The sequence below is a fragment of the Vibrio pacinii DSM 19139 genome, assembly GCF_000711795.1.
GTDB classification, from domain to species: Bacteria; Pseudomonadota; Gammaproteobacteria; order Enterobacterales; family Vibrionaceae; genus Vibrio; species Vibrio pacinii.
Genome location: NZ_KL543978.1, coordinates 15127 through 31354, shown reverse-complemented (window position 1 = coordinate 31354; position 16228 = coordinate 15127). Strand labels below are relative to the sequence as shown.

10 protein-coding genes are annotated in these 16228 nt (G+C 45.9%); 3 read left to right on the top strand and 7 right to left on the bottom strand.

The features are described from left to right. Window positions 1–3: 3 nt before the first annotated feature. The 4 genes from BS19_RS18195 to BS19_RS18180 form a co-directional block, all read right to left on the bottom strand. The gene (locus BS19_RS18195) at window positions 4–1893 is read right to left on the bottom strand and encodes a putative nucleotidyltransferase substrate binding domain-containing protein (protein WP_038177291.1); all 1890 of its coding nucleotides are present in this window, start codon (window positions 1891–1893) and stop codon (window positions 4–6) included. A 133-nt stretch (window positions 1894–2026) separates the two neighbouring features. Beyond that, window positions 2027–3775, bottom strand: a complete 1749-nt coding sequence (locus tag BS19_RS18190) for a formate--tetrahydrofolate ligase (protein WP_038177290.1) — start codon at window positions 3773–3775, stop codon at window positions 2027–2029. 230 nt (window positions 3776–4005) lie between these two features. Beyond that, window positions 4006–5466: a pyruvate kinase gene (gene pyk, locus BS19_RS18185; RefSeq protein WP_038177289.1), complete on the bottom strand. Its 1461-nt coding sequence runs from the start codon at window positions 5464–5466 to the stop codon at window positions 4006–4008. Window positions 5467–5547: 81 nt separating this feature from the next. After that, window positions 5548–6924, bottom strand: coding sequence for an MFS transporter (locus BS19_RS18180; protein WP_038177288.1), 1377 nt, complete (start codon window positions 6922–6924; stop codon window positions 5548–5550). Between the two features lie 335 nt (window positions 6925–7259). On the opposite strand from BS19_RS18180, the gene BS19_RS18175 reads away from it, so the two are divergent. The 3 genes from BS19_RS18175 to BS19_RS18165 are packed head-to-tail and all read left to right on the top strand — an operon-like array spanning window position 7260 to window position 12113. Then, window positions 7260–8507, top strand: coding sequence for an ABC transporter substrate-binding protein (locus BS19_RS18175; RefSeq protein ID WP_425425027.1), 1248 nt, complete (start codon window positions 7260–7262; stop codon window positions 8505–8507). Beyond that, window positions 8504–10864: an ATP-binding protein gene (locus BS19_RS18170; protein ID WP_038177286.1), complete on the top strand. Its 2361-nt coding sequence runs from the start codon at window positions 8504–8506 to the stop codon at window positions 10862–10864. Before BS19_RS18175 ends, BS19_RS18170 begins: the two co-directional genes overlap by 4 nt. Next, window positions 10851–12113, top strand: a complete 1263-nt coding sequence (locus BS19_RS18165) for a sigma-54-dependent transcriptional regulator (RefSeq protein ID WP_038177284.1) — start codon at window positions 10851–10853, stop codon at window positions 12111–12113. The genes BS19_RS18170 and BS19_RS18165 overlap by 14 nt, the downstream gene beginning before the upstream one ends. A 36-nt stretch (window positions 12114–12149) precedes the next feature. Here BS19_RS18165 and BS19_RS18160 read toward each other — a convergent pair whose 3' ends face one another. The 3 genes from BS19_RS18160 to BS19_RS18150 all read right to left on the bottom strand — a co-directional run bounded on the left by BS19_RS18160 (window position 12150) and on the right by BS19_RS18150 (window position 16037). Continuing rightward, the gene (locus BS19_RS18160) at window positions 12150–12338 is read right to left on the bottom strand and encodes a hypothetical protein (RefSeq protein ID WP_038177283.1); all 189 of its coding nucleotides are present in this window, start codon (window positions 12336–12338) and stop codon (window positions 12150–12152) included. Window positions 12339–12377: 39 nt separating this feature from the next. Next, on the bottom strand, window positions 12378–14735 hold the full coding sequence (locus BS19_RS18155; protein ID WP_038177551.1) for a fatty acid cis/trans isomerase: 2358 nt from the start codon (window positions 14733–14735) through the stop codon (window positions 12378–12380). 69 nt (window positions 14736–14804) lie between these two features. Further along, window positions 14805–16037, bottom strand: coding sequence for an L-lactate MFS transporter (locus BS19_RS18150; RefSeq protein ID WP_038177282.1), 1233 nt, complete (start codon window positions 16035–16037; stop codon window positions 14805–14807). Between the last annotated feature and the right edge of the window lie 191 nt (window positions 16038–16228).

Here is a 16228-nt window from a genome sequence, read left to right as displayed (position 1 = left end):
GCCTCACTTAAAGTTTTTGCTGGCAGAGTAACGGAACTTGAGGAAGTTCTGCGCATTGCTCAAAATTTGGAAAGCATCTTTAAGGTTTCGACGCTCAAACTCAGACAGGTGTTCGGGTTCAATATTGTTGTCTGGATCGATCTGATTCTCTACATCGTACGCTTGGTGGCGAATGCGGACCATAGAGATAAACTCCAACGCGTCACTGAGATCGCGCGCTTTGCCTTTGGGCAAAATTCCGGCATCGTGAATATCGTCTAGGCGTTCAAACGAGTTTTTAGAGCGCGAACCGACGGCTAAAGCATGAACGCGAATAAGATCCGCCAAAGGCGCGGTACCGCGGCGCTTCAAATTAATCGAGTTTTTGTGTTGACCATCTTTTTCCATCACAAAGTCTTTAAAGAAACCGAGTGGTGGAGTCCGGTTCATCGCATTTCTTGCTAGACAAGCTAAGAAGCGGTTATTGCGTCGAGCACGGCGAACGATGAATCCATTAAGCTGTTCAGCCCACTTCAGCCGGCCATAGACGCCATCAAGATCGAAGAAGATCGAAGCATTAAGCAGCGCTTTAGGGTTTGGGTTGTCGATCCAATCAGCGAAACACTCTTCCCATTCGGTACGGGTCATGCGCCAATCTGGATTTGTGGCCATAATATCGCCAGTACAGTAGCTGTAGCCACATTTGTCCAATCCATCACAGACACGTTTGGCAAGTTCAGCGAAATACGCATCATGCTCTTCCTTGATAAAGGTGTTATCAAGAATAATGGCGTTATCTTGGTCGGTAACCAACAACTGTTCATCACGTCCCATCGATCCTAACGCGACAAAACAGTACGGTACGGGTGGCTCGCCAAGTTCTTCTTCACCGAGTTCAATAATACGTTGCTTAAAGCTGCGGCCAATCACTGACATTGCACTGCCAACCATGTGCGAGTTAGCATCTTCGTTAACTAAACGGACAAAGCTATCTTTCACTTGCTCTGCAAGGGTGGCGAGCTCTTCAATAGACTGCTGTTGGAAAATACTACTCACCAGCAACAAAGAGTTCTGCGACTCGTAGCGCACAATGTCAGTGGCTTCGATAATACCGATTGGCTTTTTGTCTTTGAGCACTGGTAGGTGATGGACATTGTAGCGCAGCATGGTTAGCATCGCTTCATACACGTACGCATTGTAGTCGAGTGAAATGACTTCTGTGGTCATCACGCTCGCGACATCATCACCCGGATCGAGGCCTTGTGCTAACACCCGAGTACAAAGATCTCGGTCAGTTATGATCCCAACAAGCGGGTTATTATCGCTTTCGTCATCATCGGTGATATTGGGGTCAATAATCAGCAGTGATGACACATTCTCATCGGCCATTTTTATTGCCGCGTTTTGAATCGACTCTGTTTTATGGATGAACGGGGCTTCACCGCTGAGTAACGTTCGCAATTTGGATGTGGTTAGGTCATTTCGTTCATTACTACTAGAAACCGTGTTGCGCAGGCGAGCGTTGTTTTCAACCTCTACAAAATCGGCAAAGGATTCATGATTTTCATACAGCTCTTGAAACACCGCTTCAGGGATGCAGTAGAGCAAACTATCTTTGATGGCTTTGGCAGGAAAACGTACTTTATTACGGGTTAAAATGCCCATCTGTCCAAATAGCGCGCCTTCATCAAGTCGATTGTATAACTCGCCTTTACGGCGATACAACTCAATAACGCCACTGCGAACAACGTACAAATCGTGGATCTCGTCACCGAAGTGAATGACGGGAGTGTCTTCACGATAATAGGAAATTTCGACATTTTTAGTGATGTAATTAAGTACATCATCTTCCAATTCGTCAAAAGGAGGGTGTTGGGATAGGAAGTTTTTAATTTCCAGTAGCTCTGCTTCCATGAAAACGTCCGATTGTTGAGAGACTGTCATTTCATGGTACACCATCTCACGACTAACTTCATGGGATGGCGATACAAATCAACAGCAAACCAAGTACTTAATGTTGCTTAGTTTGCTGTTAGCATGCGCCAAATTAGCTTAAGCCGATAATATTGCCATTATCATCGATATCGAGATGCATGAAAGCGGGTTTTTCGGGTAAGCCAGGCATTGTCATGACATTACCACACAGAGCATAGACAAACCCTGCACCAGCACAAAGCCTAAGCTCTCGAACGGGGACATCAAAGCCTTTCGGTACCCCTTTGACCGAACCATCGGTTGAAATCGACATCGGTGTTTTGGCCAAACAGACAGCAAGATTATCAAATCCATGATGTTTAAGATCGGCGAGTTGCTGCTTAGCTTTGTCACTAAACGTAATACTGGCTGCACCATAACCACTTTCAGCAACCGCCATCAGCTTTTCCTCCGTGGGCTGAGAAAAGTGATAAAGAGGTTTGAATATCGATGGTTTGGTGCATTGTTGGATGACTTTATCCGCCAGTTCTAACGTGCCATTACCGCCTTGGCTAAAGCCTTCACTAATTGCGACCGCAACATTGTTTGGTAGGGATTCGACCCATTGTTTGAGTAACTGCAATTCATGTTCGCTGTCTTGTGGAAAGCGGTTGATCGCAACTACGGCTGGTACGCCGTACTTATTGACGTTATTAATGTGCCATTTGAGGTTCTCAAACCCTGACTCAAGAGCTTGCTCGTCATCGGCAAATAGGGTGTCAGGAATAGATTGCCCAGGTATTAATTGGTAGTGGCCCGAATTGGCTTTGAGGCCACGCAGGGTCGCAACGATGACCGCACAGTCTGGTGCCTTGGCTGACATCTGCGCTTTAATATTACAGGCTTTTTCAAACCCCATGTCAGAGCCAAAGCCACCTTCAGTGACGGTATAGTCGCATAACCTGGTGGCAATATTGTCGGCAATGATCGAAGAGTTCCCATGGGCGATGTTGGCAAATGGTCCGGCGTGAATTAACGTCGGTACTCCTTCAAGCGTTTGCATTAGCGTTGGTTCAATCGCTTCCTTCATACTGACAGCCATCGCGCCTGCTACCTGAAGATCTTCAGTTGTAACAGGATGGCCTTCGAGGTTATAAGCGACCACAATACGACCAATGCGAGACCGTAAGTCTTTCAAATCACTTGCTAGGGCTAAGATTGCCATCAGTTCGGAGGCTGCCGAAATATCAAAACCATCGAGACGCTCAAAGCCATTAACGGTTTTGTCCGGTTCATTTTGCCCAACCGTGACCATCCGCAGCGCGCGATCATTGTGGTCCATCACGCGCTTCCAAACTACACGCTTGCTATCAATGCGTAATGCTTTCATACCACTGCGCTGCTCGAAGTCTTGATACCCCAAACGTTGTTCATGATAAATGCGGGCATCGATAGCCGCGGCCGCTAGATTGTGCGCGGCAGTCACGGCGTGAATGTCTCCTGTCAAATGGAGGTTGAGCTCTTCCATTGGAGCCACTTGAGAGTAACCACCACCTGCGGCACCGCCTTTGACGCCGAAAATTGGGCCCATAGAAGGTTGTCTGATGCATGCCATCACGGATTGTTGTAACTTAGCCAATCCTTGCGAAAGACCAATGGTTGTTACTGTCTTACCCTCGCCAAGCGGAGTTGGAGTGATAGCGGTGACTAAAACAAGCTTTCCCGTGGGGTGATGTTGCAGACGTTTAAGGGTATCTAATGCAACTTTTGCTTTGTATTTACCTTGGCTATGAAATTCACTATCCCTTAGTCCTGCATTGTGCGCGACTTGGGTAATGGGTTGGAGAATTGTCTTACGACAGATATCGATATCGGACAGCATAAAACCCTCAAAATAAGCACACAAAAAGTGAGGTAATCGTTTGCGTGCAAATAATAGCGTTAAAACGTGCTTTGTAAAGCGGTGTTTTTAGTATGGATGAGACTTTAACGTAAAAATAGACGTGGCGTGTTGATCACTGTCATAAACAAAAAGGACCTACCCGAAGGTAGGCCAAAATCCCTATAATCCCTGTGGAGCGAGGGTGGGGGAGGGCAAGTTAACTGCCATCGTTAGGCAGCAATGCAGGTGCTTGGTTTGATCTGAACCAGTCGACTGATGTTGATATCACCGACGTTTTCAACCGACTCAAAACGAGAGATAAGCAGTGACGAGATACCACGTTTAGCCAGCTCATTACTCAATAGAGGGATGACGATTAATGCTGCATCTGACGATGAATGAGTTGTGTCGAGATACATAGGCTCTACGCCGCGTAGAATACTCATTCTTGTCAGTAGCTTTTCATCATTGCTCAATGCCCATATCACGGCTTTACTTTGGCAGCGCGACATCAACAAAGGTGTTTCACCACTTTCTGTGTAGACAGCAACGCCTAGTGCTTGCTCTGAACGTGCCGCAGAAATCATCGATGAGATAGCAAAGCTTTTGCTGCTGTCACTGCACAATTGTTGAATCTGCTCCCAGCAGGCACCCGAACATACGCTTTCAGCTTCAACGCCTTCGGCAATTCTAACCATTGCCTTCACCGCTTCTACAGGGTAGCTTCCCATCGCAGACTCAGCGGACAACATGATTGCGTCGGTACCGTCAATGATTGCATTGGCGACATCCATCACCTCAGCGCGGGTTGGTAGAGGATTTTCAATCATTGATTCCATCATTTGGGTGGCAGTGATCACGGGTTTACCTAGGTGCTTCGCTCGTGAAATCAACGCTTTTTGCACCGCAGGTAGACGTGCATCGCCGATCTCGACACCCAGATCGCCACGTGCGACCATGATGATGTCTGAAGCGGCGATCACTTTGTCCATCGAATCTTCATCAGTGACAATTTCCGCACGTTCGATTTTTGCCACTATTTGCGCATTGCATCCGGCTTGAACCGCGATAGAGCGGGCGTAATGTAAGTCGTCTGCATTGCGCGGAAATGAGACCGCCAAGAAATCAGCGTCAATTAGAGTGGCGGTGGTGATGTCTTGTTTATCTTTGTCGGTCAGAGCTGGCGCAGATAAACCGCCACCGAGTAAATTAATTCCTTTACGATTTGAAAGCTTACCGCCATTGAGTGCGCGGGTTTTGACTTTTTGCATCTTTTTATCAACGGCCAATGTTTCCAACTGTATGCGGCCATCATCAAGTAGCAGAATATTTCCTGGCTCCAGATCCTGAATCAATTGAGGGTAATCAAGACCGACCGCTTGCTGATTACCAGCGTTAGGCGCCAGTTGACCATCTAAGTAAAAAATATCGCCCTGATTTAGATGGATGGCACCAGCTTCAAAGCATGAAATCCGGATTTTAGGGCCTTGAAGGTCAACCAAAATTCCGACATGTTTACCCAGTTGTTTGGCGATAGTACGAACTTTAAGAGCCGTCGCAATGTGGTCTTGCTGATGACCGTGGGAGAAGTTGAGCCGTACGACATTGACACCAGCTCGAATCATTTCTGCTAACGTTTCGGCATCTTGGCTTGCTGGGCCAAGCGTCGCGACAATTTTAGTTTTATTCATAATATTACCTATAACGACACAAATTAAAAAAAGGGAGAAAATGAGAGAGAGGAGCCAACGAAGGCCCCTCAATCTGTGTCATTAGCTCGCAGTGCTTGGCTTGAGGTCACTGTGTGATTCGTCAATATCAACGACTTTTTTTGCATTCCAAACCGTTAGCGCGAGTAGTAGAGAAACCACACCAGCGGCTAGCCAGAAGTACTGTGCTTGGGAGAAGTCGTACGTAGTGACACCATCTACTTCAGTAATCTTGATCAGTGATGCAGAGACCATTTCCTGAGCGGATGCCGCCATGTAAGAGAACAAACCGATGAAACCTTTTACCGCGCCTACTGCGTTCTTAGGCATTAGGTCACAAGCAGTCAGACCAGCAAGGAATACCACTAGTCCACCAATTGCAAAACCAATTAGACCAAGTGCAACGGCGTCAATAACACGGTTATCAGGACCGAAGAACATCAAACACATACCCGCAATGTTAGCGATACCGTACAGAAGTGTTGGGATGTGGCGGTTAGCGTTAAATACCTTGTCAGAGATGATGCCAGATAGAATCGCGCCAGCTAGACCCGCGATTGGGTAAGTAGACATTGCAAAACCGGCGTCAATCAGTGAGTAACCTTTGGACTCTTGTAGGTAAAGCACAGCCCAAGACGACATGGCGTAGCGAGATACGTACATCGCAGCACACGCAGCAGCAATTAGCCATACGGTTGGTTGCTTAAGGATGAAGATTTGCGCACGACGCGTTTCTTTCGGATCGTTCGTCTTCTTGATTTCTGGTTCTTCGTCAAATGCTGTTGCAGCATCTGGTAGACCATAAGTTTGAGGACGGTCTTTAAGAATAAAGAACATGCAAAGTGCTGCGATGATTGCCGCAATACCAGCACCAATGAAACCTGCTTGCCAACCTAGGTAGCTCACGAGTGTTGCTGTCAGGATCCAGGTGATACCTTCACCGATGTTACGTGATCCACCCCAGATAGAGTAACGGCTACCACGTTGCTTTGGTGAGAACCACTGGAACAGAGACACACACGAAGGTGCAGATCCTACCGATTGGAACCAACCGTTTAAGCCCCAAAGCAAAATAAAGAAAAAGGCCGTGGTATTAAGACCCATGAAAATCGCGGTCGCGCCAGACAACAGTAATGAGAACGACATAAAGCGGCCAATGTTGGCATAATCAGAGAGGAAGCCGTTCGAGAATTTACCTATTGCATAAGTAAAGAAGAAGGCTGAACCCATAATACCCAACTCTTCAATGGTAACGATACCAGCATCAAGCATGGGTTTCTTAACCACACCTAAACTCATACGTACCACGTAAAATACCGCGTAACCAAATACTAAACCCAGAAACACTTGCCATTGGTAGCTTTTGAATCGCGCTTGCATGGCGGTTTTGTTGCCGTCGGACAAGGGGGCGTCCGGACGAGTTTTAAAGAAATTAAACATAGTTGTTTACTCCGAATAAATGACGTTAATTGATTTGTCGGGAGCATCATGTCGAGTTGTGATTAGAGCTTCAAAAAGGGACTTTTGAGGCAAAAGTGACTCAAGTGAGTGATTGGCATGGGTTAAATATGGCACTTTAAACCGAGCGATTGGCGATAAATTGATAGAATTATGCATAGAGAGGGGGAAGCATTGCGTCAGCTTTGACCCAATCATCCAACAAGCCTTTTATCAGCTTGTTGCCAGATTTTGAAATGACGCACATTTTTGAGGGACTTTGTGACGTGGCAACCTGTAGTACACGCGCGGTAATCTATGCGGCATGGCTAACGGCGATGGGGCTATTTAGTCCAATTAGCTTCTCCAGCCAAGAACAACTGGTTATCTTAACCACATTTTCTAGTGATCCCGTTGCTGAGCTTATTGCGGATTATAAACAGCGCTATCCAGATGTGGATATCAAACTGATGCACCGCAGAACTCAATCTGCGATTCAACTGCTAAATAAAAGCTATATTAAAGATGTCGATGTGGTATTGAGCTCATCGCCCTTTCTAATGCAAGAGTTGAATAAACGCCATCAATTGTCACCGGTAACCTTTACTAATGAATTGCCGGCTTGGTTGAGTCAGTTCGTGTTGCCCGAACAAAGTAAAGTGACCAGTGTTGGTTACTCGGGGGCAGGGTTGGTTTGGAATAACGACTACCTTTCTGCCAACGGTCTCAAGAAACCGAAGCGTTTTATTGATCTCACATCATTTGACTATTTTGGCCATTTGACCATGAGTACGCCTAGCCGCTCGGGGACCACACAAATGATGGTTGAGAGTATCCTAACGCGTTATGGCTGGGATAAAGGTTGGTCAATCCTTCTTAATGTGGGGGCCAATCTAGGTACGATTTCATCACGTAGTTTTGGCGTTAGCGATTATGTTGCCAAAGGTCAGTTTGCGATTGGCCCGACGATTGACAGCTATGCGTTGGTGCAGTCAAACCAGTTTAACTATGTCGAATTTGGCTACGATCACGATTTTACGCTTATGCCGACTTACATTGGCGTAATTGAACAGCCCGGAGATAAGGCTGTGACGGAGCAGTTTGTTGAATTGCTGCTATCGAAACAGGTACAAACCACGATGCTCGCCAGCAGCTTTTCGAAGCATGCGATTGCTGATCCGGCACTGTATAGCAACGATATTCCCCGTTTAGATATTCACTCACTGATGGCACGTGAAAAACTGGTCAATTTGATGTTTGACGAGGCTATCACCAAGCGGTTACCTGAATTGCAAGACGCGTGGTTGAGTTTAATGATGCTTAAACAAGTGGCGTCGGCCAATTCAATCCTCAGCAAAGAACTCGAAGCGTTGCAAGCACAGCTGTTTGATATCCCAATGTCTGAGCAGCAAATCAAACAGTACTCAGACACAATGAATAAAAACATGGCAGATGACATCGAGTCCAGCGGTTTGGAGCGTGCGATGTTGGCTGAGTTTGGCTATCGATTTGGTGCCCAATTTGACGCCAATTTGACTCAAGTTGCAACGCGTATCAGCCAATTGCAACAAGAGCGCAGCCAATGAAAAAGTGGAACACCATTGGTGCTAAGCTGATATTGGCTTTTGCTGGTACTACGTTGCTGCTAACCGTGGTGAGCGTAGTGGCATGGTTAACTTGGAGCAAGCTAGATGGGCAAGTGAGTGAGTTACTTGAACAGAGCGTGCCTAAATATAACACCAGCTACTTACTTGAGAGTCGCAGCAGTGAAATCCGTTACCAAGTGCAACTTTTGCCGACCATTACCAATAAGGTTGAGTTGAACAATCAGGTGGTTACGTTATCCACCTTAATCGAGTCAATCAAGCGTACCTTAAGCAAGCATGAGCAAGATGGCTTGAGCGATATCGACAGCGTCAATTTATCTCAACTCTACCTTGAGCTGGAAAAAACCTTGCGTCATTACAGCGATCTCGTATTACAGCGCGTTGAGCAAACAAGGCAGATCAACAAGCTTAAAGAGCAATTAAATTGGCTACAGCAAGACATTCGTGCAGAACTGACGCCGATTCGTCAAGAGTTGCATTGGTTAATCGAACGAGATGACACTGAGGAAAGGCGTAATATCGCTCTTGAACAACTGCGTACTATCCAGCAGGTTCTTGATCTTGAATCGAACGTGTTTGGCATGATTGGCGATGTGATGGAAGCGCAGCAGCTTGGTCAGGTACATAACGCGACCAAAGTTATTCAATATAAATTGGATGAGCTGAGGACGAACAGTAAGGTGATTGTCAATCTACCTTCGGCCATCGCCTATCAGCAGTTAAACGAAGAGCTGTTAGGTTTGCTCGCACCCGATGGACTATTTTATTTGCAGATCTTGGATAAAGTGACGCTCAACCAAAGAATTATTGCTTTGAATCAGAACATCGATCGCCAGCTCAATGAGATTCATCAGCAGATAGGCCAAATCGTTACTCTTGCTGATAAGAGCTTTATTGATGTTAAGAAGCAGACGGCTAGCTTGGTGTCCTATGGTAATCGGGTGCTATTGGTTTGTTTTAGTGTGTCGATCTTGATGTCGCTGTTTTTAACCTACTACTTTATCAATCGTCGTATCGTCGCGCGTTTGACCGCGTTGAGTACCAGTATTGATGCGATTACGCGAGGGGAATTAGGTTATCCAATCCAAGTCGATGGCCAGGACGAAATTGGCCGTTTGAGTGAAAAATTGATCGAATATGGTGAAAGTGTCAAAGAGATACAGCGCACCAATGCGATCAGCCTTATCAATAATACTTCGGCGAGTTTACTGACTTGTGATTTAGCTGGATATGTTGAATCGCAAAACTTAAGCGCACGCCGTCTTCTCTCGACAGAAGCAAGTGCTGAACATAAGCCGATTTGGGAGATCCTCGACCGAGGCAATCAGTTAGAGTTAGCCCGTATCTTTAGCCGTGAAGGAAAGTTGTTCACTCAAGGGCAAGATGAATTAACGCTTAGTGTAGGAAACGCAGAGCCATGTTACTTACACTTTGATTTTCACCAGTTCTCCCATGGACAGCTTAACAAGGTGATTGTCACTATTACCAACGTGACCCAACAAGAGTTGACCGCGCGTGAGCTAGAAAAGTTAGTGGATGAAAAAACCCACGATTTAATCGAAAAGAATCAACATTTGTCACAAGAAGTACTTGAGCGAGAGCGTGCTCAGCGCCACCTCAAGCAAACGCAAGGTGAACTCATTCAAGCTGCGAAAATGGCGGTGGTGGGGCAAACCATGACAAGTCTAGCGCATGAACTTAATCAGCCGTTAAATGCGATGTCGACGTATATTTACAGTGCCAAACTATCCAGTGATGCCAACGAGTTTACAGGTGTGAACAAGGCGTTAACTCAAGTGGACGCGTTGGCGAGTCGAATGAGTAAGGTAATAGCAAGCTTACGCAGCTTTGCAAAAAAATCGGATGGCGATCAGCCGGCAGAGCTGCTGCAGATGCATGAAGTGGTCGAACAGGCAATGACAATAGTCAACACTAAGGCCAAGCGCCAATTGGTCACGCTTAACAACTATATTGACCCACAGTTACGCATTACCTTTAGTGCATTGGCATTAGAGCAGGTGTTGATTAATTTAATGGTCAATAGTTGTGATGCAATCAGTGAATCAAATGGCGAGTTACGCTGTGTTGCTATTTACCATCTCGACAGTAATGCAAGTCATCACATCATTGCTATTGAAGATAGTGGTGATGGTTTTGAACCTGAGATTATCACTAAACTCTTCACGCCTTTTACCACTACCAAAGAGGTGGGTCTTGGCCTTGGGTTAAGCATCAGCCGGTCACTGATAGAGAAGTATGCTGGCCACATTTACCTCGCGTCGAGCCTTCGCCGCGGCGCGTTAGTACTTTTGGAATTACCTTATGAACAATCCTAATTACTCTGTCCTATTGGTTGATGACGACCAGGATGTGTTGGACTCTTATATGCATTTGATGGCGTTAGCAGGTTTGACCGCAAAACCTATTGCCGACCCGACTCTTGTCAGTCAGTTTCTTAACCCGGATTGGCCTGGTGTGGTATTGCTCGATATGTATATGCCACAGATGCATGGCTTGGAACTGCTGCAAAAAATCAAGCAATTGGACGAGCGGATTCCAGTGATTGTTATCACTGGTCATGGCGATATCCCTATGGCTGTCGAGGCGCTCAAAAAAGGCGCATGTGAGTTTGTTGAAAAACCAATTAATCCTGCGCTGTTATTGGAAATGGTTAAAGAGCAACTCAGTTTTCGCAAAGTATTTATTGAGCAAAAGCGAGCGATGGCCTCAAGCATTGATCGTAGTTTAATTGGTCATTCCGCCCAGTTAGAGCAGATGCGTCATTGTATTTCTCAGTTTGCTTTACTTAAAAATCATGTTGTGGTGTGGGGGGAGACGGGCGCGGGCCGTCATTTAGTGGCGCAATTGATCCACGATCTGGCCGATAACAATCGACAAGATGCGTTCAGGCTGACTAGCGAGGCCTGCAACGATGGTGAACGGCTTGTTCAACAAATAAGCAGCCAAGCCTCCTCGACTTGGCTGATAGACAATATTGAGCTGATGAGCGAAGCTTGCCAACGCACGTTAGCACAAGCGATCATCGAAAAAGAGAGAAACAACCAGCCGCTGCAGGTGATTGCTATCTTGAACCAAAATCCAGAACAGTTGATTGCTGAGGCTAAGTTAGTTCCCGAGCTCTATTATGTTCTCAATCAAGGCGTGATAGAGATGCCAGCACTGCGTTTTCGTCCTGACGATGTGGCGGTGTTGTTTCATCATTTTCTCAAGTTGAGCTGTATTAAGCTTGGTAAAAGTGTGCCGAAAGTCGATCCAAGTTACTTGTCGATCTTACGGACTCATCATTGGCCGGGAAATGTGCGTGAGCTACGCAATGTGGCGGAACTGTTCGCCGTTGGCATCATAAAGTTGACCGGTAAAGAAAAACTCTACACTCAAGAGGAAGCTTTGTTGCCGCTTGATGAGTTGGTGGGGGATTATGAGAAGGGGGTGATTGAAGATGCGTTATTTCTTCACTCGGGTCGTGTGAGTGACGCGGCCAGTTACCTACAAGTACCGCGAAAAAAGCTGTACTTAAGAATGAAAAAACACGGCATTGATAAAGAATCGTACAAGAGCCGCTAAATAAAACGCCCCAGCTTTTGCTAGGGCGTTGACAATTTAGTACTGATTATCTTCTGGGAAGATGGTCGATTCTGACGCGTTGGGATCGTCATCAAAGGGATGCTCAGCTTTATTGCGTAAGCTGTCCAATTGATGCTCAAGCATATTGACTGTGTCGTAATCTCCTTCAGAGCAAGCGACATAGATCTGTTGTTCCAACGCTCGAATGCTATCGTTAATACCCATGGTTACCTCCATTTGCGTTGTCTGCGCAGTTGAACGGTTCTACCTATTCTCAAATCTATTGTAGTCAAGTAAACCAAATTCGATAGGTTGATTGGTACGATACCATTGATGAACCTTGTCACTAAATGGCCAGAACTTGTCTGAGCTACGACGAACCGCGAACGTATCCAACAACTTAACGTAATCTTCTTCACTTTTAATAGAGCGCAACATTTTTACTAGCTGAGGAATCTGCTGTTCCTTGAGAGATAGATACGCCGAAGGATAGCTGCCGATCACTCCACGAACTAAAGTAAGGTCATCATTTTTTGGGTCTCGATTACTTTCTTCATCAAACAGACTCGAAATGTTGGTATGGGCATTGTTGTGGAGCAAGGTAAACAGTTGCTCATCACCTTGTTGTGATTCAATCATTAACATCATGATTTGTGGCAAATAAAACACCCCTTGGCCTTTGATATTGTCTATCGAACGTAGCAACTCTTCATTCGCTGGGGAGAAGCCAGTTTGTTCAATCTCGTAGCGGTTACTTAGTACGGGGTTAAGCTGGGTTTTAAGAATGTTGTACAGCTCAGCTTTCGGATTATCGCTTTGATAAAGCACCTGTGATGGCTGATTAAACGGTTTTACATTACGAAGTAAAAAGTCACTAAACTGGGTACTTTGATTTTGATACCAACTTGATTGCTCTTGATGGCGCATCTCTTGTGGTAACAAGGCGATGAAATTACTTTCACCTTCAAGACGTAAGAAGTCCATAAACATGCGTGTGATCAACTGGTGGCCAAAGTTGCCGTAGACGTCAAAGCCAGCCACGAGTAAATAGTGGATACGCTCGATTAGTGAGTAATCCAAAATCCAAGCGGTTTTAGGCGGCTCACCGACTAAACCTTGCACGACTGAGGCGCTATCAAAGTGTCTGAACACGGTTAGCGCAGCGTTGGGGTTAGTGTCGTTACCTGTCCAGATTATATCGGTAGTCAGGTATTTACCTCCGGCAAACCAGCGATTAACAAACTCAGACTTGGCGTTAAGGTAACGCGCTTGTTGGCGGGAATAGGATACCCAGTGAGTGACAGGTAAAGTGTTACTCTCTAATTCGCTTGGCAGTTTTAAGTTATCGGCTTGTGAGCGATAAAACTCATTAACCTCGGGAATATCGGATTTTTCCGGGTCGAGAAAGAATACCCAAAATCTATCGTTGATTACGTTAAGCGCGAGTTGGCCACGACATACAGGCCCTTTGATAAAGGCATTGATGGTGTTTTGCGCGTTATCGAGCATAAATTCGAATCGGGCTTTGACGGGCAAGTCGATGAAAGCAGTCATTGGATTCGCCGCCACATCGGGTTTATAACCTGGTAATTGCGCAACGGTGTAATCTGCATCAATAAACCACGACTTCCAGTTGTGCATCCGCGCCTGATTTAGGGCAAAGGGCATGTGGGTTTTATCGACAATGGTGCCTTGGACCGGAATCAGACGATAATAGACTCGTTCAACGCCGGGATCATCATACGGACGTCGTGTCGCAATCCGTTTTACGGGTTGACCCGGTGGGGTTTCAGATCGTATTAAACTAAAGAAACGTGGCGTGGTTTCGTTGAGATCAGAAAAGTACAAATGGGATAAAAACAGGTGCTCATAGATATAACGTGCGGTTAACTGAACTTTATGAGTTCCCTTGTTCAGTAACGTTTCATATTGATAAACGAGTTCTGCTTGCTCGGCAGTGAGCGCGATGGGCTTGTTCATCTTCGCGCCGTTTTGCAACCAGTTCATCAAGGTTGCATACTCATTACTTGACAGGTTTGGCATCCCATAAGGCATTCCCCAAGTTGGGTAGTCTTGCAAGTATTGGTCATATTCTTCAATCGTTGGACAGACTTGTGAGCGATCCACGGCAAAATCAAACCCTTGTAACTGAGTTTGATCAGGTAACGGATGCGACTCTTTTTGTTGCAGCATACGCGCAACCAGCCCAGCTTCTAGGTTCGCGGTTGGGTTTTGTACCCGTTCGTTGAGGACTGGGTGAAAGCCAAGATCTCGCCACTCCTGAGTGGTTTGGGCATCTTCAAAAAGGCGCTGTGGTTTGGTAGCCGTGAGACGAGTACCTTCATAGACCAAATCTTTACTCGCCCCTCGGTCAATGCCTTGCACTGATGACATTTTGAGTTGGCAAGGCGCATCGTAACAGGCATGACATACCACACAGCGATGGTCGATAATCGGTTTGACATCATTTAAGAAAAAATGACTGTCTACACTAGCGGCTTCAGTGTCTCTTTGTTGAACACTGGCAACGCCAAACAACCGATCGTAATTGAATCCTGCATAAGTGGCGCACCCTGCGAAGGTAGAAATCAGAATTAATATAAAAAATGTTCGTAAATTCATCGGCATACTATATTTATACAAAAAAGGCTTAACCTTAAGGTTAAGCCTTTCTATTTCAAAATCAATTAATTAAGCGGTTTTTAGTTGCGCAATCTTAGCTTCAGTCATCGGCTTAGTAATCACGGCAAGAACAATACACACCGCCATCATAACCGCGGAAACGGTATAAGCGAGTGCATAACCTTCGCCGCTAGTCATTGAGAAGCCAACTACAGCTGCGCCGATGGCACCACCGATACCCCATGCAGTGTAGAGCACGCCGTAGTTAGTCCCGTAGTTTTTAAGACCGTAGAATTCTGCGGTTAGAGTAGGGAATACGGCGAGAAGCGTTCCGTAACCAACAGCCGCAATAGCCGTACCGATGATAAGCGTGAACTCTGTATTGAATGTCGCGAACAGAACCATGTTTACGCCTTGTAGCACGAATGCGAGCAGTAGAGTACGCACGCCGCCAATTTTATCAGCCAACATGCCAGCAGCAACACGGCCACCTGAATTAAATACTGCTAAGATAGACGCAAGGTAAACCGCATTGGGTAGGTTTGCTTGAACGCTGGCGATAGTTGTGATATTGCCGATGATCATTAGACCAACCGATGCCGCGAATGCATACATGATCCACAGTGAATAAAACTGCGGCGTTTTTAGCATTGCTTTCCAAGTTAGGTCATCAGACTTTTTAACCACTTTAGGAGCTTGCCCTTGTTTGAGTTTAGGCTCAGCAGGGGTGTAATCCGCTGGTGGATTATTAATAGTGGCGGCTAAAGGAACCGCAATAGCAAGGATACCGATACCAAGAACTAAGAAGCTAGTTTGGATACCCATGCTGTCAATCAAAGCGGAAGTCACTGGCGCCAGATAAATAGCCGCAAGACCAAAACCTGCTGCGATGATGCCGTTAACCATGCCTTTTTTCGACGCATGGAACCATTTCATGGCTGAAGGTGATAGGCAAGCGTAACCAAAACCGATACCTGCACCGGTGATCACGCCAAAGGTGATGTTGAGCATAAGCGGTGAGTTAACAAAACCAGACGCGATCATGCCAAGGCCGGTAAGTACAGTACCTAAGATCAGAATCAGACGTGGACCCATGCGATCTTGCAAGATGCCCGCAACAAGAAGGCAGATAGAAAAGGTGATCGTTGCGGTTGCATAAGGAGCCGATGCTTCAGCGGCACTCCAGCCAGACTCTGTGACTAACGCTTTGTTAAATACACTCCAAGCATACAGGATGCCAAGACAAAGGTTGATACAAAATCCTGCTAGTAGGATTCGCATTGCTTTATCAATCTTGCTCATTATTACTCTCATTTTCCCTCGTTAGCGAGGTTCGGTTAGCTGTCGATTTCTTCAAATTAAGTTTGCGTTTATCAACATAAATCGCAGTGGCGCGAATTATAACCGAATAAAATGTGATTGGAATCTCTTTTTAAATCAATGATGGATTTATTTTGAGATGTTAATAAAGTGATCGATTAAGACGAAAATTA